This is a genomic window from Bradyrhizobium sp. UFLA06-24 (genome assembly GCF_054967145.1).
Window position 1 is genome coordinate 65,811 of the sequence record NZ_JADFUE010000005.1, and the last position, 26,665, is coordinate 92,475.

Genomic DNA, 26,665 nt, shown 5'->3' on the forward strand with positions numbered 1-26,665 from the left:
TCACCTTCTTGCCGGTCGACAGACGCGACTGGGTGGTGGCGAGGAGGTCGGCGGTGGACTGGAGGGAGAGCAGGTTCTGGCGAACCGATGCGGAGAGAACGATACCGGACATACTGTTACCTTTCTGGTAGCTACGCGTCCTGTTTGACCGACATTGATCAAACGACCGGCGGACGGTGCCTCCGAGCCTCTAACAATCCGTGAAATGAAACCCCCAGTTTCTCCGCGTCGAACCCGAAAGCCTCCCTCCCGGAGTTCCGGCCGACTCTTTGCAGGATCGCAAGATGTTGACGGTGCATTGTTTTTCTGCTGCCGCCCAAATCTTTACGACCCGTTAACCACATTCAGCAAGGATTGGACCCAAATCAGGACCGGCAGCATTCGTTCACTGTGCGCGCGCCGCTCGTTACAGAAGAGTTGATGGAGAACAGGCATGGCTCTCAAGGTCGAGCTCAGACCGCACGAACGCATCATCGTCGGCAATTGCGTGATCACCAACACCGACCAGCGCGCCCGCCTGCTGATCGACGGCGAGAACGTGCCGATCCTGCGCGAGCGCGACATCCTCACGCCCGAGACCGCGGATACGCCGGCCAAGCTCGTCTATCTTGCGGTCCAGCTGATGTACATCTCGCCGGATCCGCAGAGCCAGCACGGCACCTACTTCAACCTGGTGCGTGAGATCATCACCGCCGTGCCCAGCGCCTGGCCGATCATCGAGAGCATCAACAACAACATCATGAGCGGCGATCTCTACCGGGCCCTGAAGGACGCCCGCAAGCTGATCGCCTACGAAGACAAGCTGCGTGAGCAGTTCGAGGCCACGCATCCGAAGAACGATGGCAAGACCGAGCCGGACGAGAGCGGCGTCAGCTCGGCGGCCTGATCTCGAACCAGAACAGACGACAACGGCCCCGGAACATCTTCCGGGGCCGTTGTCGTTTCGGCGGGTCGCCGCTATTGCGCGGCGAGCGGAGGCGCATCGACTTCGACCACACCGCCGGTTCGCTTGGCACCGAACTCGATCACGGCCGACACCAGCGCGTCGATGTCAGCCTCGGCGGTGCGATGATTGACGATCGCGGCGCGGATCGCGAACTTGCCGTCGAGCGTCGTGCCCGAGGGCGCGGCGATGCCGGACTCCTGGATATCGGCGACGATCTCCCGGTTGACCGCATCGCCGGTGCGGTAGCGGAAGCAGACGATGTTGAGATTGACCGGCGCGAGCAGCTCGAGCCTGGGATCGGCCAGCACCCGCGTCTCCAGGTATCGTGCCAGCGCGCAGCTCCGCGCGATCATCGCTCCCAGCCTGTCGGTGCCGAACGTCTTCAGCGTGAACCAGGTCTTCAGCGCGCGGAAGCCGCGCGACAAATCCGGGCCGAGATCGCATGGCCACACGGCACCGGCCGCAAGCCCCCTCGCTTCGCGGCTCAAATAGGCCGCGGGCTGGGCAAAGGCCTGCCGATGCCGCTCGCCATCGCGTACCAGCAGGAAGCCGGCATCATAAGGAACCTGGCCCCATTTGTGGAAGTCGAGCGCGATCGAATCCGCAAGCTCGATGCCGTCGAGCAGCGGCGCAAGCTCGGGCGACAGGATCGCCAGCGCGCCGAAGGCGCCATCAACGTGAAACCAGATCCCCTCCTCCCGGCACAGCTCCGCGACGGCCCTGAGATCGTCGATCGCACCGATGTCGACGGTGCCGGCAGACGCCGTGACAAGGAACGGCCTGAACCCGGACTCCCGATCGACGATAATCCGCGCGCGCAGCGCCGCGACGTCGATGCGATGGTCGGCATCGACATCGATCTTGCGCAGCGCATCGGTGCCGAACCCGGCGATATCCATCGCGCGGGAGATGCAGCCATGCGCGGCCTTCGATGCGTAGGCCGTCAGCAGCGCGCCGTCATTTCCAAGACCGTGTTGCCGCGCCAGCGCGCCGAGCGCGCTCGTACGCGCCACCAGCACCGCCATCAGGTTGGCCATCGACGTGCCGGTGACGAAGATGCCGCTCGCTTCTTTCGGAAAGCCGAACAGGCCGCGCATCCACTCGACGATCTGGCGCTCGACCTCGATCGGCATGTGATCGCGTCCGCCGAGATTGGCGTTGAGGCCGGCCGCGAGCATCTCCGCGATCATGCCGACCGCCGTGCCGCCGCCATGCACCCAGCCCATGAAGCGGGGATGAACATTGCCGGTCGCGTAAGGCGCGACATGCTCGGAAAATTCACGATAGACCTCGGCGAGATCGGTCGCCTCATGCGGCACGTCGGTTCTGATCGCCGCGCGAACCTCGTCGGGGATCGGCCGCCAGACCGGGCGCGCGCGGACGCCAGCGATGCCGTCGATGGCGTCGTCCAGCATGCGATGAGCGAGCGCACGAAATTCGCTCCAGTCCTGCGGATCGAGCGATCCATTCGAGACGTTCGCTTGCGGATTGCGGATGATCTCGTTCATGCAGCACTCTCCACGGCCGCCTTTGCAGCGCCTTCGGCATGCCGCGCCAGCATCGCGGTGAAGGCGGCAAAGATCTTGCGCATCTGCGGCGGCTTGTATGGAAACACGACAGGCGAATCCATGTTGTGCACGACGGCGGTGTTGTCGGCCTCGAACACCAGCAGCTCGCCGTTCTGGTTCTCGGCGCAATCGACGATGAAATAATCGAGCCCGACGCGCCGGCTCATTTCGTCGAGCGCCTGTCTGTGGCGCGCCGCGAAGGCATGATCGAAGTCTTGCATGAAGACGGCTTCTTCGGCGCGCTTCTCTTCGCTGAACGCCATATAGGCGTTGAGATACCAGATGTCCCAGCGATCGGCGATCGCCATATGGCAGGCATAAGGCTTGCCGTCGACCATGGTGAGCCGGATCTTGCGAAAGAGTCCGTCCGGGCCCGCATAATTGACGAAACGCGCGACGAAGAAGTCCTGCTCCTGCCGCTCGGCGAGATAGGCCGCGAGGGCGGCCGCATCGTGGAGCTTGGCAAGCCCGACGCCGGCATGCGTGCCACGCGGCCGCGCGATCATCGGAAAGTGCAATTCACCCGTAATATCTCCGCAAGCGATCCGGCCTTCCGCGAGATCGGTCAACTGGGCGCGCGTTGCGTGAGCCGTCACGGGAATGTCGAGACCGGGAATATCGGCCAGCAGCCGGAACAGCTTGTCGCGGTCGAGATTGCCGATCAACTCCGGGCGATTGAGCAGCGGCCGTGGCCAGTTCGGTGCGGCCTTTTCGATCAGCGCCAGCGCTTCGCGACATTCCTCGGAATCGGATGCGACAACGATGGCAACGTCGTGCTCGGGCAACGTTTCCGGCAGGCCTTTGTCCTTGGTCACATAGAGCGTCAGGAGCTCGATGTCCGAGCCTTCGAGCAAGAACTCGATCGGCGTGTTGCCGCCCATGTCGATGTCGGCGGCAAGCGCAAGGACGCGCAATCCCGGCTTCGGCACGGCGGCAGGCGTGCGAAACAGCTGATGGAACGACAGTACCTCGGATTGGATCACGAGGCCGGCTTCCTTCTCGCCCATCAACTGGGCAATCAGCGACAGGTCCAGCCCCTCGCCGGCCTGCGCCGTGCCTTCCGCGATTCGCGACAGGAGCTGATCACGCAACGGATGCAGATCGACGCCCTCGAAGGCCTGGCGGGTCAAATGCGCAAAGCCGATACGGTCGGCATAATTGGGCGCGGCAAGCGGATGCAACATCTCACACCTCGAATACGGACTACGCCGGCTCGGCGGCGGTACGGTCAAGCAGCAGTTCGATCTTCACCAGGACATGCGCGATGCGATCGAGGATGCCCTGCACATTAGCTTGCGCCTGCGCGCTGTCGACCGACCAGGCTTCGGTAACGAGCCGCGCGCCGACGCACAGCCGCAACGCGGCTTGCGGCGCGTCGTCCGCTTGCTCCAGCCGCAACGGCTGGCCAATGAGACAGGGCTGCGCGGCAACCTGCCGGTCCGCCGCACTGCTGACGATACCATCGCTCATGTCGCGCGCAAGCGCGCGATGCACGGCACTGGTGTCGGCGATGGACACCGGCTTGCCGTTTCGCAGCAACGTGAACGGAAAGATCGAAGGTTGCGTAAATTCTTCATCATCGGCATCAGCGGCGCCGAGAGCCGCCGGCACGGCCCGCAGCGACGGCGACAAGGCGATCATGCTGTCGATGCTTGCCGCCAGCTCGGCCATTGCCTTGGCGCGGAACGCGCCGGGCACGGCATAGTAGTTGCCGATTTCGGCGAGCGCTGCTTCCCAGCGTAGCCATTGACCGAAATTCGGCCGACGTTCGAAACGCGAGCGCAACGCCGTCCATGCCATCGGCCAATCGCAGCGGCCGGCATAGTCAAAGAAGTCCGGCGCGATCCCTTCGATCCGGTCGAGCGCGCGCGAAATCCCTTTCGGCACCAATAGCGCGCCGCTGAAGGCAGGCCCGCCGAAGAATTTCGAACCGGTGATCAGCACCATATAGCCACGATCGAGATAGGATCGGAGCCGGCGGCGGCCGAGCCGCGCCTGGCAGGCATCGACGACGACCTGAACCTTGCGCGGCCAGCGCCGCGCGATCTCATCGAGACAGGCGGCACTCGGCGCGCGCCAGCCGAGCTTTGACGAATCCATGATGTGCAACAGAACGCGCCGGCCTTGCGCGAGGCTGTCCTCGATGGCGCGCACGACCGCGGCATCCCCGTCACCTCGCATCGCAAAGCGAGCGGCGTCGAGCAGCGGCACCGCGATGCTGTCGCCCGCAAGCCCCGCGATCGCGGCGTCCTTGCGTACGGCAACGCCGCTCGCCGTCATCGCGCTGAAATGGTGGCCGCGCGCCGTATGAATGGTGCCGCTGCCGGTCTGGTCGGCGCCGACCACGATCGTCACCGGCGGAGCGCCGAGCACCGCGTGGGCCAGGAACAAGGCATGGAGCTGGGAGTCCGTGCCCGATGGCGAAAACACGATGTCGACGCGCGGCGGAAGCTGGAAGTGCCCGCGCAATTCCTCACGCATATCCTCGCAGCGCCGGTCGAAGGCGATCTCCACCTCGTCGAACAGCGATTTGTGCACCAGCTCCTCGCGCGCCATTGCGGCACGGTCATAGCCAGGCCGCGAGATGGTCGATGCGGTCGACGAGGCGAAATTCCAGATCTCGGACTCAGGCAACGGCGCGCAGCCATAGCCGTTGACGCGCTCCTTCGGGTCAAGCGCCAGCCGCTCGTCTCCGCCGGAGACAAGCAGCGTATCCAGCGGCGTGAAGAGATCGCGCAGGCGATAGCGCGAGCCCCCGTCGGGTGCGCGCTCGATGTCTGACAGGCGGGATGCGCCGATGCTCATCCCGGCAGGCTTACGCCGCGTCCACGGCCGCAACTACAGGCGCGGGCGCGAATTGCGAGGCGATGTCGCCGTGGAAGACCGACGGACCGACATGGTCGAGCGGACTCTGGATATCGGCCCAGATCTCACCGCCGATATCGGTCCAGCGCTTGCAAAAGGCGAAGTCCTCCGAAAGATAGGTGCCGGTCGCCGGATCGATCATGCATTCGAACAGGGCGAACCTGTTCGGACTCGTGACCAGCGAGTCATGCGAATGCTCGCGGAAGAACTGCAGACTGGCATAGTCCGGATGGCGGCACATCGCCTCCAGCGCCTGGCGCCGGATCATCAGGAAGCCGGTGCCCGCATAGCGCACGCGGGTAAAGCCGTTGACCACCACGATGCGATCGGGGTCCTCGATCTCGAGCACGTAATCGAGCGACGCCGCGGTCACGTCGGTGCGGCCGGCCTGGATCGCCCGTGCGGCCTTGGCCCAGTTGACCCGCTTGATCGGATAGCAGCCGGCGACGACGTCGGCGCCGCATTCGATCAGGCGGAACACCTGCTCGGGCTTGAAACCGATGTCGGCGTCGATGAACAGGAAATGCGTCGCGTCGGGGTCGTCCAGGAACATCGCGACCAGATTGGCCCGCGCGCGGGTGATCAGCGCATCGCCGTCGCGCAAGAGGACCTTGAGGTCGAGATTGGACATGCCGTGCACGGCGCGCTGGAGCGCGAAGATCGAGCTCGCGTAAATGCTCGACACCTGCCCGCCGAAGCAGGGGGTCGCGACCACCAGTTGCATCTTGTCCGACATTGACGGCTCCGCCCCCGCTCAAACCCTCTCCAAGAGGTAAAGAGGCATGGTTAACGGCGCCTTAATGCGCTGTTACAGGAACTTGACCAGCGAGAGCTCCGCGAGTTTGGCAGTCGTCTGGTAGGACGCCTGGAGCGCGTTCTGGAGCGACAGGATCTCAGCGGCGACCTGGTCGGGCGAGGCCGACTCCGCCTGATCCACGATGGTCTGGAGCTGCGCCTTGGCCTGAGTCTGGCGCGTGGTCGCGTCCTTCATCGTGTTCTGGGCCATCGCAATGTCGGTCTGGATGTCCTCGATCTTCTGCTGCCCCGGCTGCGGCGTCAGCGCCTGCGTGGTCCGCAGCGCCAGGGCCGAGACCTGCCCGCCCGCATATTGCCCGGTCGGCGATGTGGAGAAAGTGCCGAACACGGCGATCGCCTGCAGCTGCTTGCGGATGGCGGTCTCGTCCGCCTGCGCGCCGTATTGCACCGTGACGGAGTCATCCACCCGCGCCACCGCGGTCGAGCGTGCCGGGCCCGGCCCGTCATTGCCGGTGTACCATTTCACGGTGTTGGCCGAGCCGTTCACCAGCGTCGTCGCCGAGCCGAAGGGCGAGGAACCGACGCGCAACGGAGGCTTTGCCGTCGTAACCGGGATGGTCGTGAAGCCGAGCGCCCCGAACGCGGTGCTGTTCGAACTCGTGATGTTGAGGCTGCCGGGATCGTCCGTGTTGATCGTGATCACGCCGCACTGGATCGTCGACGGCTTCGAGGTGCCGGTGAGCTGATCGATCTTGCTCAGCAGAGTTGTGACGTTGTCGGTGATGTTGATCTGGTTTGGGCCTGATGCGCCCGAGGCGACAAAAGTCAGCGTCTGACCGTTCACCGTGATGGTATCGGGGTTCACGGCAGGCGGACCCGCCGATCCCGCCTGGAACGCCGATTGGAGGACTTCGGGGCCGCCCGTGGTCGCCGCGCCGCTCAGCACGGTTGAACCGGTGATCGGAGGCGTCGACGCCACGCTGCCGCGCGTCACGCTGCTGAGACCGAGCGCCGTGGTCGCGGGGCCGCCGGTGACCGCCACGTCCGTGCCAGTGCCGGTCGCGATCTGGATATTGCCGCTGGGGCTCAGAGTCACACTGGCGGAGGGGATGCCGGCCGCCGTCGCAATCGCATTCAGGATATCAGACACCTTCGCGGCGCTGCCCGAAGCCAATCCGATCGTGGTATTGCCGCCGGCCGTCGTGACCGTGGTGACGTTGGGGTTGAAGGTGATCGTACGGGCGCCGTTCGCACCGGTGATGGTCAGGGTGGTACCGGTCGGAGCGTTGGCGAGCGCGGTGAGAACAGCTCCGTTGAGATGGGGGGTCGCCGAAGAATCGAGCGACGTGGTCGCAGACGCAACCGCCGCTGTGCTGTCCTGCAGCGCGATCGAGCCCGTCCCGGTCGTCGAGGTATAGGAGCTCAGATTGCCGGCGACCGCCACATTCGCAATGGCCGACCCCGCTGTATTGAAGAAATTGTCGCCCGCTGCAACGGCGGATGCCGCGACCAGCGAAGTGCCAGCCAGCTTCTTGATCGCAGTGTTCAGCGCCGTATTGAGATTGGACGCCGTGATGTTCGGGTCGGGAGGAACCGGCGGCACCGCATTGGGCTTGCCGGGGTCGACCGCAAAGCTGCCGACCGGCGTCGGCGTGGCAGTGGACGCGGTCAAGTCGATCTGCTCCGTCGAACCGTCAGGCAGCGTGAACTGGATGCTGAGCTTGTCGCCGTTGTTTGGGTTGACACCGTTGAGATCGACCGAGAACGACACCGGCGAGCCGCTCGGGCCGGTGACGATCGCGCCTGATAGCGTCGAAGACACCGCCTTGAGCTTGAGCCCGAATGGCGATCCCGCGACGTCCTCGGACACGTTCACAGAGCTCGGCGTCGGCTGCGACTGCACCAGCCGGCCCATGCCGTTGGTGCCGAGGTCGGCGGCCTGGCGCTCGGCCATGACCTGCTTTAACCCGGCCTGCGTCGTGGTGCCGTTGATGATGTCGCCGGCATTGGCGACAGATTGCGTGTTGTAGGCGGTCCCGGAGAACAGATAGCGGTTGCCCGATTGCGTGTTGAGGACGCCGACCATCGAGCCGAACTGCGCGGCGGCCGTGTTCTGCGCCACGGTCTGGCCGTTGACATTGAGGTCTTGCGCGGTGCTGGCGGAGCCCGTCTGCACGGTATTGCGGATCGTGGTCAGCGACTGCAGCGCAGTGTTGGCAAGGTTGATGTTGACGTTGACGTTGGTGATCGTGTCGGTATAGGCGGCGATATTCGAGAGCTGCGCGCGCGAGGCGATCGCAAACCCCTCGTTGGTGCCCATGCCGGAATAGTTCTGCGACAGCTTGCCGGTCGAGAGCTGCGTCGACAGGTCGGTGAGCTGCTGGTTGATGTTACGGATCTGCGCGCCGAGGACCGACGAGCCGTAATTGATGCTGCTGATCGACATGTTTCAGAGCCCTACTGACTACCCTTGAGCCTGGATCAACGTGTTCATCATGCTCTGCACCACCGACATCACATGGGCGTTGGCGGCATAGGCATTCTGGAGCTGGATTAGGTTCGACATCTCCGAGTCCAGGTTGACGCTGGAGGTCGAGTTGAACTTGGCCTGCAGCGTCGAGACCACGACGCTCTGACCCTGCTGGAGCTGGCTCGCCTGCGTCGAGGCGTTGGCCTGCACGCTCAGGAACTGCTGGAGATAGTTCGAGACGCTGCCGGTGAACGGCTGGCTCGCCGAGCCGAGACCGGTCTGCGGCGAATAGGAGTACACGGCCGTGGTGAGCTGCGAGTAGAGATAGTCCGAGCGCGTGGTGTCGCCCGTGGGCGTCACCGGTGAGGTGCTGTAAATCGACAGCCTGGTCGGGTCGGCGGTCAGCTGCGTGTTCACAGCGATGCGGCCGGCGAAGCCCGTCATCTGCAAACCCGTCCCCGTGATCGCGCCGGTATAGAGCGCCTGGCCGCCGTCGGTGAACAGCGGCAGCTGCGGGCCGCCGGAGGTCAGCGAGGAGACCGTCTTGCTGCTCGACACCGAATTGACCTTGGCGAGACCGCTGTTGTCGTCGGTGACGCGCAGCGTCGTCGCGGTCGCCGGCAATGGCGCCGCGGAGAACACCAGATGCGATGTCGGCAGCGCGGTATTGAGGGCGGAGGCGATCGCGCCCATGCCGCCTGAAAAATCGATGCCGATCTGCATCGGATTGGCATTGGTGGCGTTCTGAAGCGGCAGCGCCGTCGGATCGGTCACGTTCACCAGCGTGACCTGGCGCTGGGTGTTGGTGGAGTCGGTATAGGTGAGGTTGACGGTGTTGCCCGGCTGGGCGCCGGAAAGATCGATGTCGAAGCCGGCGGGCGAACCGGAGACGGGGGTGCCCGCCGTGGTCTTGTCCGATAGCGCGCTCGACATCGTCGCGGCGAGCTGGTCGACCTGGTTCTGCGCCTGCACCAGCGTCTGGTCGCGCAGCTTCAAATCGGCCGCGATCTGGCCGGACGAGACCACGTTGTTGCCGGCGACGTCGATGGACGAGCCGTTCGGCAGCTTGATGGTGAGCGCGCCGACCCCGGACTTGGTCGGATCGATGTTGTAGAGCGACGTCGCCGACAGTGTCCCGGCGGACACAAACGAGAATTGCGAGGCGAGGCCCGCGCCGACCAGCTGGATGCCTGTCGTGGTGTAGATGTTGGCCTGGTTCGATCCGTCGGTGGTGACACGGACGTCGACATATTTCGACAGCGAGTTGATGGCCTGGTCACGCTGGTCCATCAGGTTTGCTGCCGACGGATCCGTCGGCGCCAGGCCCTGCAGCTTGGTATTGATGTCGGCGATCTGGTTCAACGCCGCATTGGCGGCCTGCGACGAGGTGGCGAGATCCTGCTCGACATTGGAGCGCAGCGACTGGATGCCCTTGGTGGTGACGTTGAGCTGCGTCGCCAAAGCCTGCGCAGCGCCGAGCGCAACCCGCTGCGCTGACGACGAGCCTGCGCTGGTCGAGAGTGCCTGCAGCGACGAGGTGAAGGTGTTCAGCGCGTTTTCAAGCGTGCCGCTGTTGCCGGGCGTGCCGTAGACACTCTGAAGCTGCTTCAGAATGTTGGCCATCTGGTCGGCATAGCCGCTGCCGCCGGTCTCGGTGCGCAGCTGGTTCTGCACATAGCTGTCGATCTCGCGGCTGACGCCGGTCGTCTTCGCCGTCGCGCCGAAATCACCTGTCGTGACCTCGATCTGGTTCGGCGTCTGGGTGACGTAACCCGGCGTTTGCGAGTTTGCGACGTTGGAGGAGACGATCGACAGCGCGGCCTGGTTGGCACGCAGGCCGCTCATCGCACTGGCAAGGGCTGAACTCAAACCCATCTTACTTGCCGCCTTTGGTTACGTTACGCGCGATCAGCGCAACACGTTGAGGAGGTCCTGCACCATCGAATTCGCCGTCGTGATCACCTTGGTATTGGCCGAATAGGCCTGCTGGGTCACGATCAGCTTAGTGAACTCGTCGGCGATGTCGGTGTTGGAGCCTTCCAATGACGAGCCGCTGATGGTGCCCGAGGCGCCGTCGATCGCGGGACCCGACTGGTCGGTCGCGGCGTAGGCGCCGCCGTCGAGCGCCTTGAGATAGTTGGTGCCGTTGAAGTGCGACAACGAGACCTGGGCGAGATCGAGGTTCTGTCCATTGGAGAAGGTGCCGACCACGAGGCCGTTGTTGTTGACGGCGACCGAGCGGAGCTGGCCGGCGGCGTAGCCGTTCTGGGTGATGGTATTGATGGTCACCGCGCCGCTGGTCGAAGCATATTGCGTCAGCCCGCCCGAGGAGATGTTGAAGGCGACCGAGCCGAGCGATTGACCACCGACGCTGACGTTCGGGATGGTGATGCCGGAGCCGCTCGGCGACGTCAGCGAGCCGTCGGCGGCGAAGGTGAAGGCCTGCCCGGTATTGACCCAGCCGACCGTCGTACCGGTCGCGTTCGGGTCGGTCTGGTAGAACAGGTTCCAGCTATCGGAATGACCCGCGCCCAGCGAGGCGCTATCGGTTTTGGCCCAGCGCAATTGCAGGTTCACCGGCGTGCCGGCGGCGTTGTAGGCCGTTACGGCGCCGCCGCTGATCGATTCCTTGGTGAATGTCGCGATGTCGTTGCCGATCACGCCGCCGGTGCCGGCGGTGCCACCGCCGTTGCGGTTCTTGGTGATGGTCGAAGTGAAGCCGAGCGCGGCAAAGGCGGCGCTGTTGGAGCTAGACACCGACAGGTTCGAAACGGTGCCGGTGTTCAGCGTGATCACGCCACCGGCGCTGACCGTTGATCCCGACGCACCTGAGAGAGCGTCGATCTTGCCGAGCAGGGTCGTAATGTTGTCGGTGACGTTGATCTGGTTCGCGCCGGCCGCGCCCGACGCCATGAAGGTCAGTGTCTGACCGTCGACCGTGATCGTGTCACCCGCAGCAAACCCTGATGTGATCACCTCGGCGCCGCCTGCGGTCGCGGTGCCGCTCAGCACCGTGGCACCGGTGATCGCCGGGGAGGACAGCACGTTGCCGCCGCGCGTCACGCTGCTGAGGCCGAGCGCGGTGGCCACCGTACCGCTGCCGACCGCCACGTCGGTGGTCGTGCCTGTCGAGATCTGGATGTTGCCCGTGGCGTTCAGCGTCGCTGTGACACCGGCACCGCCTGCGGTCTGGATCGCGGTCAGGATACTCTGAACAGTCGCCGTCGTGCCTGCGCCGAGACCGATCGTGGTGTTGCTGCCCGCCGTCGCGACGGTGGTGCCACCGTTGAAGGTGATGGTGTTGCCGTTGATGGTCAGCGTCTGGCCGCTAAGCGCAGTGAGGATGCTGGAAGCGAGATGGGTGCCCACCGAGCTGTCCAGGGACGTGGAGGTCGATGCCACCGCGGCCGAATTGTTCTGGAGCCCAACTGTCCCCGTCCCCGTCGTCGACGAGTAGGGCGATCGCATATTGCCGGTCGCGGCTGCGCCGGATACCGTCGCGTTGGTATAGGGCGCCGGCGGCGTGCCGACCGGGAGCGGGTTCGCGGCGAAATCCGAGGGGTTGATGCCGCCGGCTGCGAGAAGCGTACCGGTTGCTGCGGTCGAGCTCGCCACCGTGTTCGGCACGGACGGCAGGTTGGCGGCGTACTGGATTGAGGTGGTCGCCTGCGCCGGGATGAAGTTGTTCTGGAATTTCAGGACGCTCGCAACGTTACCTTGCGGGTTGCCGGTCTTCGGATCGACCGTGACGCCCATCAGATAGTAGCCGGCACCGTTGACGAGGTTGCCGTTGGCGTTGAGCTGAAAGTCACCGCGCCGTGTGTAATAGGTCACGCCGCTGAACTGCGGCAAGTTGTCGACGATGCTGGTGGCTTTCTGGATCGAGAAGAAGCCGTCACCGGTGATCGCCATGTTGGTGGCGACGGTGGAGGATGAGATCGTGCCTTGGGTGGTGATGGTGGCCTTGGCATTGGCCGTCACGCCGCCCGCGACCTGCTTGCTCGGGACTGAGGCGTCGGGAATGAGATCGACGAAGCTGGTGCCGATGCCCTTGTACCCGGTGGTCGATGAGTTGGCGATGTTGCCGGAAATGTTCTGAAGCGCGAAGGACTGCGCCTGCAGACCACCCACCGAGGTATTCATTGCATCGAAGATACCCATAACTTTGTCTCCAAATCCGGTCGCGGCGGCGGATCGACTTATGGCCGCAATCGGGGAGACAGTCGCAAGGCCTATGCCAAAGGGGGTATTCTCACGAAATCAATGACTTAAAAGATACGCCCCGGCCGAGTGACCGGGGCATAATTGCCGGAGGCGGCAACAATTGCCGGGGAATCTCATCAATTGACGCCCTATGTCGCCGACGGCGTCGCCGGGTGGAACACCAGCCCGAAACCGTCGATGCAGTAGCGCAATCCAGTCGGCTTCGGACCGTCGTCGAAGACATGGCCGAGATGGCCGCCGCAGCGCCTGCAATGCACCTCGGTGCGCACCATGCCGAAGGTGCGGTCCTCGGTCTTGCCGACATTGCCCTCGATCGGCTGGTAGAAGCTCGGCCAGCCCGTGCCGCTCTCGAACTTGGTCTCCGAGGTAAACAGCGGCAGGTCGCAGCCGGCGCAAGCGAAGACGCCTTTGCGGTGCTCGTTCAGCAACGGGCTGGAGCCGGGCCGCTCGGTGCCCTCCTTGCGCAGGATCTCGTATTGCTGCGGCGTCAGCTGGGCGCGCCACTCGGCGTCGGTCTTCTCGATCTCGAATTTTTGCGCGGCCTTCTCTCCGGCCCGGGCCGGCGTTGCCCTCAACCAGCGGAAGGGCGAAAGGCCAAACAGGCCGGCGACAGTCGTTAGCAGGATGCGGCGGTCAAACATCTCATTCTCCGTGCGCGGGGACCACGCCTTGAGATACGGGCTCTAACGGCCGACGTTACACTTTCAGGCGGAATTTTTCCTGCCTTTATTGCGCGACGCCCTGCTCTTGAGAGGTCGCTCGGACAGTTTCTTGGACCGTCTCGTGAACAGTCTCTTGAATGGTCTCTTGGGCGCCCGGTTCCACCTCCTCCGGCGCAGCCGGCTGTGGCGGGGCCATCCGCGGACGAACCCCTGGGGGCTGATGACGCGGACCGGTGCCGGCGGCCCGGTTGGCCTCGGCCAACCGCGCCTCGCGTTCCCTGTCCTTTACCCGCGCCCGCTCGCGGTACCGGGCAAGCGCCCCCGCGGCAGCAAAGCTCGCTCTGCCCCACATGCCGACCAGTTGGCCCGCGACCCGTCCGGTGGTGCCGCCGGCCCAGACCAGCTCGAAGGGCGAGAACAGCTTCCAGCGCTCGTCGCCCCACAGGATGCTGCGCGCGATCAGCTGTCCGGCCATGGCTGAGGTGTTCATGCCTTGGCGGCCGAACCCGCTTGCCACCCAAAGGCCTTTGCGCAACTGGCCGATCTGCGGCATCCCGTGCACGGTCTGGCCTGTCGCGCCGCCGAATGTCTCGCTGATCTCGACATTGCCGAGCTCCGGGAAGATCGACCGGATGCGACGCTTGACGCTGCCTGCAAAGCGCTGTGGACGCGCCGCCCAGGTGGTCTCCGGGCTTTCCCACATCAGGCGGTCGCCGTCGACGATACGGAAATGATCGACACCGTCCGAATCCATCACCGATCCCTTGAAGCCGATGATTCCGTGCAAGCGCTCGCCGAGTGGCGCGGTGATCCCGGCGTAACGCCAGACCGGCAGCAGCGTCTCCGACAGGCGCCGCATCGGCGCGCCGAGATGAATGTTGCCAGCAAGCACGATGTGGCCCGCGCGCAGTCGCGCCGACGGCGTAACGATGCGCTTGCGGATGCCGGAATGATCGATGCTGACGACTGGCGTATCCTCGAAGATGCGCGCGCCGGCCCGCCGTGCCAGCGCGGCGAGGCCATGCACATATTTGCGGCCGTCGAGCTGGAACGCCTTGGGGTAATAGACGCCGTGGAAATAACGATCGGTCTTGAGCGCCTCGCGCACGCGATCGACTTGCCAGCCCTCGGCCTCGGTGTCGAAATCCTCGTTGAGCATCTGGAGCCGGCTGATCAGCCGGTCGCCGGCATCGACGTTGGAGACCTCGAGCACGCCGTCGGTGAGGCGGATATCGGGCATGTTCTCTTCGGTGGCGACGGCGCGGACGAACTCGGCGCCCTCCTTCGAGAGCGACCACAATTCGCCGGCATCCTCGAAACCGATGCGCTCGATCAGATCGGCTAGCGGCAGTGCAAAGCCCGGCATCACCGTACCGAGCTGGTTGCCCGAGGCGTTCCAGCCGACATGGCGACCCTCGAGCACTGCGACGCTGGCTCCTAACCGGGCCGCCTCCAGCGCAATGGAAAGCCCGGCGAGCCCTGCCCCGATCACGCAGATATCGGCATCGAGATCGAACGACAGCCGCTCACGCTCACGAAAGTCGGGTTCTTGCTGGGACACGCTTGTGAAAGTCTCGCTCATGTCGCTTTCTTAGAGCATGATCCGGAAAACTGTGCAGCGGTTTTGTCACCTTGTCCTCAACACCCGCCTGTAGATTATTCTGGACGTGGAACGATTCGAGAATGCCATGCGCCGTTTGATGTTGCTGCGTCACGCCAAGACCGAGACCGACGCGCCGAGCGGCCGTGACCAGGACCGCCGGCTCGACGAGCGCGGCCAGCGGGATGCCGCACAGATGGGTAACTGGATCGCCAGCCATCCCCCGGTCCCCGGGGCCGTGCTGGTGTCGCATGCGGTCCGCGCCCGGCAGACTTGGGACCTCGCTTGGCAGGCCATGAAGGACCGCGTCGCGGCGCCCGAGGTCGAGATCCTGCCGGAACTCTACGGCGCGGACCCTGCGCAGATTCTCGAAACCATTCGCACTGCAACGATCCCGACCGACCCTGCGCAGTTGCTGCTGGTCGGCCACAATCCCGGCATGCACGAGGCTGCCCTGATGCTGATGGGCAGCGGCGATCCCGTCGGCGCCAGGGCGCTCGCCGACAATCTGCCCACCGCGGGGCTTGCGATCCTCGACTTTGACGTCAAGGATTGGGGCGACGTGGCCTACCGCCGCGGCAAACTGGTGCTGTTCGTCAGCCCCAAGCTGCTTCGACTGGGATAAGACGCGCGGCGCCGTCTCCAGATCGATCCAGCTTGGACATTAGGGAGGCGCAGATGTTCAAGTCCATCCTCGTGCCCATCGACCTCGCCGACACCGATCTGGCGAAGCCGGCGATCGAAACTGCGGCAACGCTCTCGCAGAACTGGGGCGGATCGATCCGGCTGCTCAACGTGCTGCCGATGACGCCGGTGATGCTGGCCGAATATGTCCCGGCCGATTTCGACGAGCAGCAGCGCCAGACTTCAGAGGAGGCGCTCGCCATCGTCGCGCGCGAATCCGGCATCGACGCCGCTCACATCTCCAGCGTGGTGCGGCAGGGCGGCATCTATCACGAGATCCTCGAGGAAGCCGCGCACATGAAGGCCGACCTGATCGTCATGACTTCGCACCGGCCGGCGATGCGGACCTATTTCCTCGGATCCAATGCCGGTCATGTGGTGCGCTACGCCAAATGTTCTGTGCTGGTGGTGCGGCACTAACCTCGGAGCAATGTCGTGAAGCGATGGTGGCGCAGATGGACCTACGAGGTCCCACTCGCAATCAGTGACGCGTTATGGGAGGTGCTGGTCGTCCAACTGGCCGCGCTGCTCGACCGGCTGACGGTACGGAAGGTCATCGCCTTCATCCCTGTCGTGATCATCGTGCTCGCTTACTACCACAGGATTCCAATTCCGCCGGAGCTGATGCTGATTGGCGATTTCCTCGCCTATATCGATATCTTCTCGGTGCTGATCCTGATGGGCGTGCTCAGCCGCATCAGCACGATTCTGTTCGTCGTCAAACAGGCAACGGCGCGGATGGCGGCGTGTGCCGGCAGTGTCACCGCTCGAATTCAGCGCCTGGATATCAGGCATCGGCGACAGCGTAGCACGTCAATGCAGCCTCGCCGCAGGCCTGACCGCTCTGATGACGATCGAGCTTACAGCAGCGTGTGGGGCCAGCCTGCATTGGCCTAGTCGCGCGGAGGTTCGAGCTCACGGCCGCCGCAATGACCGTGTGGAAATGCGGTACGCGGAATCTCCGCGCTCGTGCCCCGACCGTACCGCAGCGTCTCTCGACGCTGCGCTACAAAGCCGAAGCCCAGCGCTCACAGATACCGCGTCAGCTCGGCCTTGAACTGCCCGTAAACAGCGTCCTCGATCTGACTGCGGGTGATCCCGATGTCGCGCAAGGCGCGGTCGTCGAGCTCGTTCAGCGTCTTGACGGCGGTGCGGCGCTGCAGGCGATCGAACAGGGCATAGGCGGCGCCAGCAAGCGTGGCAAAAAATCCGCTCGACGAGGATGGACGTAAACTACGCCCTGCAGTTTGCGAGATCGTGGTCATGTTTCTTCTCCGGCCTTGTGTCCCGCGCGGCGAAGCAGGTGCCGTTGGCGCAAATGCGGAGCATCTGCGTTCATTTTGCCGTCGGATTGCTCTCGCTCACCTCGGCTCAATCGCGGAACTTGATGGAACTTAAATGCTCCAGTACATTGCTCGGAGCAAGGAAAACATTGCTCTCGGTGCAATAATGTCCAAGTTCGAGTACGTGAAGCTTGCGGATGCCATTGCCGCAGATATCGCTAAGGGCACGTTAAGAGCCGGTGACCGGCTGCCGCCGCAGCGCAATTTTGCCTATGACCGCGGCATTGCGGTTTCGACCGCCAGCCGTGTTTATACGGAGCTATTGCGCCGCGGACTCGTGGTCGGCGAGGTCGGCCGCGGGACTTTCATTTCCGGCGACATCAAGCGCCAAGTCGAGACGATCACCGAGCCGCGCGACGCGCGCATCGATTTCGAGGTCAATTATCCCCTGTTGCCGCAGCAATGGGCGATGATCGCCAAGAGCCTCGCCGGGCTCGAGCGGGTCGATGCGCTCGAAGCCGTGCTGCGCACCTCCACCAGCACCGGCACCAAGAGCGCGCGCAATGCCGCCGCGACCTATCTCGCGCGCAAGGATTTTGCGCCCCAGGCCGAGCAGATCGTGTTCACCGCGAACGGCAAGCAATCGCTCGCAGCGTCGCTCGCAGCGCTCGTTCCGACCGGCGGTCGCTGCGGCGTCGAGGCCCTCACCTACCCTTACGTCAAGAGCATCGCCGCGCGGCTCGGCATCACGCTGGTGCCGATCCCGATGGACGAACATGGCGCGCGGCCCGACGCAATTCAGAAGGCACATCGCGAAGCACATCTGTCGGCCCTGTATCTCCAGCCGATCATCCAGAATCCGCTTGGCGTCACCATGAACGCGGCACGACGCGCCGACCTCATGCGCGTTGCCGAGAAGCTCGACCTCACCATCATTGAGGACGCCGTCTACGGCTTCCTCGCCGACGATACGCCGCTGGCCGCGCTCGGGCCCGACCGCTGCATCGTGCTCGACAGCCTCTCCAAGAAGGTCGCGCCAGGACTTGCGCTCGGCATTCTGGTCGCGCCGCCTCGTTTGCGCGAAAGCGTGATGAGCGCGGTCCGCACCGGCGGCTGGATCGCCTCCGGCCACGCGCTCGCCGCCGGACAGCGGTTGATGGCCGACGGCACCGTCGCCGAGCTGACGCGGCTGAAGCGCATCGACGCCGCCCGCCGCCAGCAGACCGCGGCGCGGCTGCTCGCCGGCTATCAGATCGCAGCCGACGCGCGCTCCTATCATCTCTGGCTGACGCTGCCGCCGCATTGGCGCTCGCAGACCTTCGTTGCTGCGGCCGCAAGGCGCGGCATCGCACTGACGCCATCCTCGACCTTTGCGGTCGCGCATGGCCATGCCCCGAACGCGGTGCGCCTCGCGCTCGCCCCGCCCTCGTTCGAACAGCTCGATTCCGGCCTGCGCACGATTGTCTCACTGCTCGGCACCAAGGAGGAGGATTTCGATTCGACGGAATAGCGCTACGGGAGCAAGGACCGCGGCAGCTGATCAAAACTGTAGCGCCGCGGCCGGTTGCGGCGGACGAAGCCGCCGACCTGCCAGGCGAACAGCCCAGCAAAGCCGAGGATGAACAGCACCCCGGCGAATTCGCCGATCAGGAGCGCGCGGATCAGAAGCGCGGCCATCGCCGCTGCCAACATCGCCATGAACGCAAGCACCGCCGCATACGTCCTGACGCCGAGGCCGGCGGTCAGCTCGGCCCGGCTGCCTGACATGGCCATCCGAGCGTGCAGTTCGACGATGAACTGCCGAAAGCCATTGTCCTGCGGCGCCATCAACGCTGCAGTCTGCCAGCTCGTCGACAGGATGGCGATGCGGCCGCCCTTGATGTGGCTGATGTCGGCGCGAAAACGATGCTGCTGCATCGAGACCGGACGGAACGATAGCCTGATTGCACCGATCTCGTCGTAGCGCCAGACGCCCGAGCGCCCGCCGATGTGCCAGGACAATCCTGCCTCGGTCAGCTCGAAGCGATGCGCCGAGCGGATCAGCGACGCCTTGTAGGCGTAGCTCGTGACCAATCCGCTCTGCCCGTCCGAAACCTGCATCTCGATCATCGGTCCCGTCTGCGATCCGCTTGCGCGATCGCCCCTCCCCATCCTACAAGCGAGGCATGGCTGAGACGATCTATTTTCCGCGCCGCCTGATTCTCGGCGCCGCCATGATCGCGGGCGTGCTGCTCGCGCTCGCGGTGCACATGCTGGGCGCGCGCTACGGGCTCGACCTCGGGGGCCTCTGGCGCGCCGATACGCGCGAGTTCGTGCCGACGGGCGCGGCGATCGCTTGGTGGCTGATCGCGACGGTCGGATTCTCCGGTGGGTATTTCACCGCGACGTTGATGCAAAGCGCCGTCTCCGGCCAGATCCCGCAACGGATGCGCCAGTTCCTGATCGCGGTCGGCGTGCTCCTGCTCGCGGGTGCCGGACAGGCTGCCTCGGCGCCGAGCCCGATCCCGACCGTATCCGGCGTGCTGGCAGGACTCGCCGCGCTATGTCTCGGCGCCGTGATGGCGTTCTGCGGCGCGCATTTCGCGCTGCGCCGCAGCTAGCCGGTCAGGCCGTCCTCGCGCCGAAGCCGATCACGGCAGCCGCAATCAGCAGCACGGCCGCCGATATGCTGAGCGACTGCTGAAGACCGGCCATGAAGGTGTGGTCGGAGGCAATCAGCGAGCCGAACAGCGCAACGCCAAGGACACTGCCCGTCTGTCGCGTCGCATTGAGGACGCCGGCGGCGATACCGGAGCGCGCCTTCTCGACGCTGCCGAGCAAGGTCGAAGTCAGCGGCGGCACAAGGAGGCCAAGCCCGCCGCTGATCGCGATCAGCTGAGCAAATATCGCCCAATAGCTCGTCCCGGCCTCGATCCAGACGAGGCCAAGGCAGCCGAGCGCGGAAATGCAGGCGCCGACGACGATGGTCCGGCACGGGCCAATGCGTTCGGCAAGCCGCGGCGCCAGCAAATTGACCGGCAGCACCGCGCCCATCATCGGCACGAAAGCGAGCCCGGTCCACCAGGCCGACAGGCCATTGATCCGCTGGAAGTACAGGCTGAGTACGAAGATCAGGCCGTAGATGGCGACATTCACGAGCAGACCGACGATCGTGGTGAGCGTAAACAGCCGGTGCCTGAACAAGCCCAGCGGCAGCATCGGATGCGTCGTGCGGCTCTCCCGCGAGACAAACAGCGCCGCAAGCACTGCCGAGGCCACGAATGCCGCGATCACGGCTGGATGGCCCCAACCAAGCGCGCCGGCTTCGATGATCGCCCCGGCAAGCGAGCCGAGCGCGCCGATCGCGGCAAGCTGGCCGGGCAGATCGATCTCCCGCGAGCGCGCCCGCGTGGTCTCGCTGGCGTAGCGCCAACTCAGCCACAGACCGGCGAGGCCGATTGGAAGGTTGACCAGGAAGATCGCGCGCCAGCCAACCAGCGTGATCAGCGCACCGCCGACGAAGGGACCGGCAGTCAGCGCCAGGCTCGCACCGGCGGCCCAGACCGCCACGGCACGTCCGCGCGCACGATCCTCAGTATAGGCGTGGTTCAGCAGCGCCAGCGAATTCGGCACCAGGATCGCCGCCGCCAGACCCTGAACCAGCCGCGCGCCGATCAGCACCATCGCATTGGGCGACAGCGCGCAGGCCAGCGAGGCCGCGGTGAAGATCGCAAATCCCGCCATGAAGATTCGCTTGGCGCCAATGCGGTCGCCGAGTGCGCCGGCGGTCAGGATGAAGGCGGCGAAAGCGATGGTGTAGGCACTCACCACCCATTGCAATTCGGCAACGCCGCCGCCTAGCGTCCTGCCGATCGCCTCGAGAGCAGTGTTGACGATGGTGACGTCGAGCTGCACCACGCCATAGCCGAGGCTCATCGCAGCCAGCGTGAGCGAGGTTGCAGTTCGTGCGCCTGGCGCGCTCCACCCGTTCGGAAAGGATTGCAGCTGAAGAAATTCTGCCGGCATGGTCCACCTCCTGTTTGCGGGTGAACGCCACTGCTAGGCTTTCGTTGCGGGATCATGCTTCGTCCGCGATCGAAGCATCATCGCGGGGTGGAAACATATGCTCGGATGCAAAAAGCATCGACGTCTCCCGCTCTGCTTGCCCTGCAAACCCCGTCCGCAGGGAGGCATGGGAACAGCGTCGGATTCCCCGGTGTTGAGGCCGTTAGCTTGTTTTCAAGGCAGCGAAGTCATGGCAAGAGCTGGCAACACTTCAGTTCCGTCAATCGCAAGAGAGTTCGGCAGGACGGCAACCATCATCGCCGTCGGGAGCATGATCGGCGCGCTGTTCGCCGGCAGTACGGTCGCAACCCCGCTCTACATTGTGTACAAGCAGCAGCTGGGTTTCTCCCAGATCACGCTGACTCTGATCTATGCCGTCTACGTCGTCGGAAATCTGACCGCGCTCCTGATATTTGGCCGGATGTCCGATCAAGTCGGGCGGCGGCGCACTGCGGTCATTGCAATCGGCATCGCCATCGCGGGCGCCTTCGTTTTCCTGTTCGCGCACGGGATCGCCTCGCTCTACATCGCGCGGGTGCTCAGCGGTCTTGCGATCGGGATCGGCGCCGGAACTGGCACCGCATGGCTGGCGGAACTGATCGCCGAGCAAGACCGTTCCCGCGCCACGGTGATCGCAACGATCGCGAACTTCACCGGCCTAGGTGTCGGCGCATTGATCGCTGGCTTGCTCGCCGAATATGTCGCATTTCCTCTGCGAACGCCGTTCATCGTCTATCTCGCGGTGCTGGTCGTCGTCGCGGCCCTTCTCGCCTTCGCGCGGGAGACCGTCAGGCCTCCCTTCGCGGCTCTCGCGCAGCTGTCCGTGCGGCCGCGCGCCAGCGTGCCGCCGTCGATCCGGACCCAATTCGTCGCGCCCGCGGTCACGGGCTTCGGCGCCATGTCCCTCGTCGCCTTTTTCGCCGCGCTCGCGCCAAGCGTGCTCGCCGGCGAGCTGCACATCACCAGCCATGCGGTCGCCGGCGCGATCTTCCTCGAGCTCGCTTCTGCCGTTGCACTCGTCATTGCCCTGACGCGGTCGATGTCGAGCCGCGCTGCAATGCTATGGTCGCTCGGCCTGATGTTGCCGAGCCTCGTTCTGCTCGTGACGGCCCAGTTCGTGGAATCGCTCGGCGTCATGATCGCGGCAACCGCAACGAGCGGCGTGGCGGCGGGCCTTGGCTATCGCGGCAGCCTGCAGGTCGTGAACCAGATCGCGCCCAACGATCGTCGCGCCGAAGTGCTGTCAGCCTATTTCATCTGCTGCTTTCTCGGCAACGCGCTTCCGGTGATCGGAATTGGCTCGACCCTGATCAGTTCGACCGTGGCGAGTCTGGTCTTCGCCACGACGATTGTGGTCTTTGCCGTCGCTGCGCTGGTGTTCGGGCTGAAATACCAGGCCGACTAGACCCAGCCAAAAAGACGCCGCGCAAGATGCGCGGCGTCTCCAGAGGCTCTCCTGACCTTTAGCTCGCCGCCCGCAGGTTCACCTTGCTTTCGGCCAGCGACGTCAGCTTCTTGTCCGTTGCTTTCTCTTCCTCGAGCGTCTTGGCCAGCACGGTGGCGCAGTCGTTGCGGCCGAGCTGCTTCGCCCAGGCGATCAAACTGCCGTAGCGGACGATCTCGTAATGCTCGGCGGCCTGCGCCGCGTTGATCAGCGCCGCGTCGAGCACCGCCTTGTCTGCGACGTCGCCCGCCGTCTCATCGGCCTCCTCGATGATGCCGTCGATCGCCGGGCAATCCACCGCCTTCACCTGGGCGCCGTGCATCTTGAACACTTCCTCGAGCCGCTTGACGTGCTGCTTGGTTTCCTCGAGGTGCGTCAAAAAGCCCTGCTTCAACTGCGGATCGTTGGCCTTTTCTGCCATTTTCGGCAGCGCCTTGGTGAGCTGCTGCTCGGCGTAATAGATGTCCTGGAGCTGATGCACGAACAGGTCGTTCATGGTCTTGATGTCTTTTGTGAACAGTCCCATCGTTCCGGTCCTCTTCGGTTCGGGAACACGGCGGCGTCAGCCTGCAGGAAAGCCGCCTGTTTCGCCATGTTCGATTGCTGATGGGGCCTAACGAACAGGGGCCATCGACGTTCCGAAACGGCGCATGACACTTGAGCTGGAACAATGTCGGCGGAGCCGGGACATGAAACGATGTCCATCTCCGGACGCGGGCCCGAGCCACTTGCCGCGACTCGTATGCTTAACGCGCCCGATATGAACCGCGTGTGACAAGACCGGCCGGTCCGACGTAGAACCTATTGTTGTCAAGGGCTGCACAAGCCGCCGGTTTTGCCTTAAATGAGCTTTATCATGTCTTGCGATCGACGCCTGCCTTTGGCCACGATCGTAGCCGATCTGCCAATGTCTGGCCGGGTCGGATCTGCCCCCCGCCGGGAGGATGAATGCACGGACTGCTGCCCGCGCTGAAACGCGGCTTCAAGAGATGGATCGGCTGGCGACGGCTGGGCATTGCCGCGAGCGTGATGATCATCGCCTTCGCGGTCACCACGCTGTTGCGAACCCTCAAGGGCATCGACACCGGCGTCATCCTGACCGCGTTAACCGAGATTCCCCGCGCGCATATCGGGCTCGCTGCGGTTTGCGTGTTCTTCGCGTTCTGTACGCTGACTTTCTATGATTTTTTTGCACTGCGAACGATCGGCAAGAAGCACGTGCCTTATCGCATCGCAGCGCTATCAAGCTTCACGTCCTATTCGATCGGCCACAATATCGGCGCCACGGTCTTCACCGGCGGAGCGATCCGATTCCGGATCTACTCGGATTATGGGCTGAACGCGATCGACGTCGCCAAGATCTGCTTCCTGTCCGGCCTGACTTTCTGGCTCGGTAACATCTTCGTGCTGTCGATCGGCATGGCCCTCCATCCGGATGCGGCCTCCTACATGGACCAGCTGCCGTCGTCGATTAACCGGCTGATCGCGTTCGGCGGGCTCGCTTCCATCGCCGCCTATCTGGTCTGGCTCGGCATGGGCGAGAAGCGCCGCGAGCTCGGCCAGAAGGGCTGGAAGGTGGTGCTGCCGTCGGCGCCGCTGACGCTGGTGCAGATTCTGATCGGGGTGGTCGATCTCGGCTTCTGCGCCTTCGCAATGTACCTGCTGATACCGGCCGATCCGCCGATCGATTTCCTGTCGCTCGCTGTGGTGTTCATCCTGGCAACGCTGCTTGGGTTCGCCAGCCACGCCCCCGGCTCGATCGGCGTGTTCGACGCCGCCATGCTGGTGGCGCTGCCCGAATTCGGCCGCGAGCAGCTGCTGGCGACCCTGCTTGTCTTCCGCATTCTCTATTTCGTGATCCCGTTCGGCCTCGCCATCTCCATCATGGGCACTCGCGAGCTCTGGATGAACGTGGTCCAGCCCTGGCAGGAGCGGCGACGACTGGCGGAAGCCTGCGCGCAGGCCAACCTGCCCAAGCAGGTCACGGCAATGGAGCACGAGCGGTCGCTGCGCCAAGCCAGCAAACGATGAGGCTGGCCGGCGATGATGCCGGCTACCCGTGAAAGCGGCAGACAAAAGTTGCAGGCAGGCGAGCGATGCTCTCTTATTTCCGCCTCAACTTTGCCGTTGAAGACGCGGATCATGATGCCTGTTTCCCTTCGTCGATGTTTCGCGGCCGCCCTGCTGCTGGCCGGGCTCCTCTCCGTTCTGCCGCGTCAGCCCGCAGCCGCCCAGGATGCCGGCGCGATGCAGATCAATTGGGAGGTCCGCAACCGCTTCCGCCTGTTCCGGGAAGAGCGCGACTTCCTGCTGCATGTGGAGAATGCGCGTAACCGCAGCATTCTCGCAGCCGAACAGTCGCTGGAGCTCCAAAGCGAGGGCCGCGGCTGGGCTCGCAACATGGTCAACCGGCTCTGCATCGACCTCCAGGGCCGGGTCAACCAGCCCTGCACGCGCGATAACGTCAAAGAGAACTACATCACCCCGATCGACCACCCCATCACCGTCCGCCTGACGGGCGCGGTGCCGGTCGGCGCCACCTGCGCCTGGTCGTTCGACGACGGCGACGGACCGCAGACCTCGACCTTCGACTGCGCCGAGCCGGTCAATCTGCGGGTGCGCTACGGCAAGCAGACGGTGGCGACCGTCGACGTCTCCTCCGGCTCCGATCCGAGCCAGCGTATCCAGACCGAGATCCAGGTCCGCGACATCTTCATCGCCGGCCTCGGCGACAGCATCGCCTCCGGCGAAGGCAATCCTGACCGGCCGCTGGCGCTGTCCGATGAGGGCTTTTGCTTCCGCTCCTATCTCGGCACCGCCGGCGCACAATATTACCGGCCGAGCCGCGCCGGCTACAAAGGCGGCCGCGCCTGCGAGGCCCCGGATACGCTCGCTAATTGGCAGCATTACAGCGCGCTCTGGTTCAACTCGCCCTGTCATCGCTCGTTGTACAGCTACCAGACCCGCACCGCGCTCGCGCTCGCGGTGCGCTACACCCATATCGCCGTCACCTATCTGCCGCTCGCTTGCACCGGTGCCAGCATCAGCGACGGGCTGCTCGGTTCGCAACGCGCACGCGAATGCCCGCCCGGCAAGTCCGGCGTCTGCAACACCAGCGTGAACGCGCAGGTCGCCGAACTGCGCGAGGCCGTCACTGCGGCGAAGAAGCGCCAGCCGGACCGCAATCTCGATCTCGTGCTGCTCTCGATCGGCGCCAACGACGTCTACTTCTCAGGCCTCGTCGCCGACGTCATCGTCGACACCGCGACCGAACGTGCGCTATTCCGCCGCTCCGGCGTGATGGCGAGCGTCGACGATTCCCGGGACGCGCTGCAGCGCGAGTTGCCGCAGAACTTCGTCAAGCTGCGCGAAGCGCTGAAGCCGCTGGTCGGCGGCGATCTCTCGCACGTCGTCTATGTCTCCTATGCCAATCCGGCGCTGGCCGACGGCGGCGTGCCCTGCCGCGGCGGCCGCGCCGGTTTCGACATCCATCCCGCCTTCAACGCCGATCCGCAGCGGCTCGCCCGCGTCTCGACCTTCGTTGACACCGAATTCCTGCCGCAGTTGAAGGGGCTCGCTACCTGCACGCGCGGCGCGCTGTGCCGCGACCCCGAGGCCGACCGCATGACCTTCGTCGATGCGCACCAGAGCGCGTTCGCCGATCATGGCTTCTGCGCCCATGCCGGCAGCGATCCCGAGTTTGATCGCACCTGCTTTGCCGAGAATGGCCAGAGCTTCAATCCTGATATCGTCAGCGCGGCAAGCCAACCGATGTTGTGCGGCCGCGGCGCCTCCGAGTATCGCGCCTATCTGCCGCGCGCGCGCTGGATTCGCGATGCCAATGACAGCTATTTCGCGGCGATGACCTATCCGCAGGGCCTGCCGGCGGCGAGCCAGCCGAGCGACATCCACGACGCGACATGGGGCGTGCTCTCGGCCGTCTATGGCGGTGCCGTGCATCCTAGCGCCGAAGGCCACGCCGCGATGGCGGATGCGACGCTGCCTGCCGCAAGCGCCGTGCTTGGCCTTGACGCCGTGCCGCCAGGCGTCACGCGCGGACTGTTGGCTCCGCTCCTGCCGGGCGCGCAGCAATAGTCCACTGCGCCGGAACCCGTTGTC

The 26,665-nt window shown here is 64.7% G+C and carries 22 protein-coding genes; 9 read left to right on the forward strand and 13 right to left on the reverse strand.

Going from position 1 to position 26,665, the window contains the following annotated elements:
- Nucleotides 1-433 precede the first annotated feature (433 nt).
- Nucleotides 434-886 carry a flagellar biosynthesis repressor FlbT gene (gene flbT, locus IF809_RS06825; protein WP_462837162.1) on the forward strand — a complete coding sequence of 151 codons (453 nt, stop codon included), beginning with the start codon at nucleotides 434-436 and terminating at the stop codon, nucleotides 884-886.
- A 71-nt stretch (nucleotides 887-957) separates the two neighbouring features.
- Here the strand turns inward: flbT and IF809_RS06830 are convergent, their stop codons facing one another.
- The 9 genes from IF809_RS06830 to IF809_RS06870 form a co-directional block, all read right to left on the reverse strand.
- Nucleotides 958-2,454, reverse strand: coding sequence for a pyridoxal phosphate-dependent decarboxylase family protein (locus IF809_RS06830; protein WP_462837163.1), 1,497 nt, complete (start codon nucleotides 2,452-2,454; stop codon nucleotides 958-960).
- The gene (locus IF809_RS06835) at nucleotides 2,451-3,698 is read right to left on the reverse strand and encodes an ATP-grasp domain-containing protein (protein WP_462837164.1); all 1,248 of its coding nucleotides are present in this window, start codon (nucleotides 3,696-3,698) and stop codon (nucleotides 2,451-2,453) included. The genes IF809_RS06830 and IF809_RS06835 overlap by 4 nt, the downstream gene beginning before the upstream one ends.
- 19 nt (nucleotides 3,699-3,717) lie before the next feature.
- Complete coding sequence (locus tag IF809_RS06840) at nucleotides 3,718-5,319, reverse strand: hypothetical protein (RefSeq protein ID WP_462837165.1); 1,602 nt, start codon at nucleotides 5,317-5,319, stop codon at nucleotides 3,718-3,720.
- 10 nt (nucleotides 5,320-5,329) lie between these two features.
- Entirely contained in the window at nucleotides 5,330-6,115 is a 786-nt protein-coding gene (locus tag IF809_RS06845; protein WP_462837166.1) for a hypothetical protein, read from the reverse strand.
- Between the two features lie 72 nt (nucleotides 6,116-6,187).
- Nucleotides 6,188-8,581: a flagellar hook associated protein gene (locus IF809_RS06850; RefSeq protein ID WP_462837167.1), complete on the reverse strand. Its 2,394-nt coding sequence runs from the start codon at nucleotides 8,579-8,581 to the stop codon at nucleotides 6,188-6,190.
- An 18-nt stretch (nucleotides 8,582-8,599) separates the two neighbouring features.
- Nucleotides 8,600-10,480 carry a flagellar hook-associated protein FlgK gene (gene flgK, locus IF809_RS06855; protein ID WP_462837168.1) on the reverse strand — a complete coding sequence of 627 codons (1,881 nt, stop codon included), beginning with the start codon at nucleotides 10,478-10,480 and terminating at the stop codon, nucleotides 8,600-8,602.
- A 33-nt stretch (nucleotides 10,481-10,513) separates the two neighbouring features.
- Nucleotides 10,514-12,766 (reverse strand): flagellar hook-basal body complex protein, encoded by a 2,253-nt coding sequence (locus IF809_RS06860; protein WP_462837169.1) that lies wholly within the window; start codon nucleotides 12,764-12,766, stop codon nucleotides 10,514-10,516.
- A gap of 191 nt (nucleotides 12,767-12,957) precedes the next feature.
- A complete protein-coding gene (gene msrB, locus IF809_RS06865) occupies nucleotides 12,958-13,470 on the reverse strand; it encodes a peptide-methionine (R)-S-oxide reductase MsrB (protein ID WP_462837170.1) in 513 nt (170 codons plus the stop codon).
- A gap of 85 nt (nucleotides 13,471-13,555) precedes the next feature.
- The gene (locus IF809_RS06870) at nucleotides 13,556-15,073 is read right to left on the reverse strand and encodes an NAD(P)/FAD-dependent oxidoreductase (RefSeq protein ID WP_462837171.1); all 1,518 of its coding nucleotides are present in this window, start codon (nucleotides 15,071-15,073) and stop codon (nucleotides 13,556-13,558) included.
- Nucleotides 15,074-15,179: 106 nt separating this feature from the next.
- Here IF809_RS06870 and IF809_RS06875 point away from each other — a divergent pair, with 106 nt between their 5' ends.
- Genes IF809_RS06875 through IF809_RS06885 form a run of 3 tightly spaced genes read left to right on the forward strand, consistent with a single transcriptional unit; the run spans nucleotide 15,180 to nucleotide 16,672 of the window.
- On the forward strand, nucleotides 15,180-15,716 hold the full coding sequence (locus IF809_RS06875) for a SixA phosphatase family protein (protein ID WP_453983038.1): 537 nt from the start codon (nucleotides 15,180-15,182) through the stop codon (nucleotides 15,714-15,716).
- Nucleotides 15,717-15,769: 53 nt separating this feature from the next.
- On the forward strand, nucleotides 15,770-16,195 hold the full coding sequence (locus IF809_RS06880; protein WP_128965398.1) for a universal stress protein: 426 nt from the start codon (nucleotides 15,770-15,772) through the stop codon (nucleotides 16,193-16,195).
- A gap of 15 nt (nucleotides 16,196-16,210) precedes the next feature.
- Nucleotides 16,211-16,672, forward strand: coding sequence for a hypothetical protein (locus tag IF809_RS06885; RefSeq protein ID WP_453983037.1), 462 nt, complete (start codon nucleotides 16,211-16,213; stop codon nucleotides 16,670-16,672).
- Between the two features lie 131 nt (nucleotides 16,673-16,803).
- Here the strand turns inward: IF809_RS06885 and IF809_RS06890 are convergent, their stop codons facing one another.
- Nucleotides 16,804-17,040, reverse strand: a complete 237-nt coding sequence (locus tag IF809_RS06890; protein ID WP_128965396.1) for a DUF1127 domain-containing protein — start codon at nucleotides 17,038-17,040, stop codon at nucleotides 16,804-16,806.
- Between the two features lie 184 nt (nucleotides 17,041-17,224).
- Here IF809_RS06890 and IF809_RS06895 point away from each other — a divergent pair, with 184 nt between their 5' ends.
- Entirely contained in the window at nucleotides 17,225-18,568 is a 1,344-nt protein-coding gene (locus tag IF809_RS06895) for an aminotransferase-like domain-containing protein (protein WP_453983036.1), read from the forward strand.
- Nucleotides 18,569-18,570: 2 nt separating this feature from the next.
- On the opposite strand, the gene IF809_RS06900 is transcribed toward IF809_RS06895, so the two are convergent.
- Entirely contained in the window at nucleotides 18,571-19,158 is a 588-nt protein-coding gene (locus IF809_RS06900; RefSeq protein WP_462837227.1) for a hypothetical protein, read from the reverse strand.
- A 65-nt stretch (nucleotides 19,159-19,223) separates the two neighbouring features.
- Here IF809_RS06900 and IF809_RS06905 point away from each other — a divergent pair, with 65 nt between their 5' ends.
- Nucleotides 19,224-19,658 carry a hypothetical protein gene (locus IF809_RS06905; protein WP_128965393.1) on the forward strand — a complete coding sequence of 145 codons (435 nt, stop codon included), beginning with the start codon at nucleotides 19,224-19,226 and terminating at the stop codon, nucleotides 19,656-19,658.
- A 4-nt stretch (nucleotides 19,659-19,662) separates the two neighbouring features.
- Here the strand turns inward: IF809_RS06905 and IF809_RS06910 are convergent, their stop codons facing one another.
- A complete protein-coding gene (locus IF809_RS06910) occupies nucleotides 19,663-21,063 on the reverse strand; it encodes an MFS transporter (RefSeq protein WP_462837172.1) in 1,401 nt (466 codons plus the stop codon).
- 229 nt (nucleotides 21,064-21,292) lie between these two features.
- On the opposite strand from IF809_RS06910, the gene IF809_RS06915 reads away from it, so the two are divergent.
- The gene (locus IF809_RS06915) at nucleotides 21,293-22,507 is read left to right on the forward strand and encodes an MFS transporter (RefSeq protein ID WP_462837173.1); all 1,215 of its coding nucleotides are present in this window, start codon (nucleotides 21,293-21,295) and stop codon (nucleotides 22,505-22,507) included.
- A gap of 58 nt (nucleotides 22,508-22,565) precedes the next feature.
- On the opposite strand, the gene IF809_RS06920 is transcribed toward IF809_RS06915, so the two are convergent.
- Entirely contained in the window at nucleotides 22,566-23,072 is a 507-nt protein-coding gene (locus IF809_RS06920) for a YciE/YciF ferroxidase family protein (RefSeq protein WP_092303054.1), read from the reverse strand.
- Nucleotides 23,073-23,494: 422 nt separating this feature from the next.
- Here IF809_RS06920 and IF809_RS06925 point away from each other — a divergent pair, with 422 nt between their 5' ends.
- The gene (locus tag IF809_RS06925) at nucleotides 23,495-24,577 is read left to right on the forward strand and encodes a lysylphosphatidylglycerol synthase transmembrane domain-containing protein (protein WP_128965390.1); all 1,083 of its coding nucleotides are present in this window, start codon (nucleotides 23,495-23,497) and stop codon (nucleotides 24,575-24,577) included.
- Between the two features lie 111 nt (nucleotides 24,578-24,688).
- Complete coding sequence (locus tag IF809_RS06930) at nucleotides 24,689-26,641, forward strand: SGNH/GDSL hydrolase family protein (RefSeq protein ID WP_462837174.1); 1,953 nt, start codon at nucleotides 24,689-24,691, stop codon at nucleotides 26,639-26,641.
- Nucleotides 26,642-26,665: the final 24 nt, after the last annotated feature.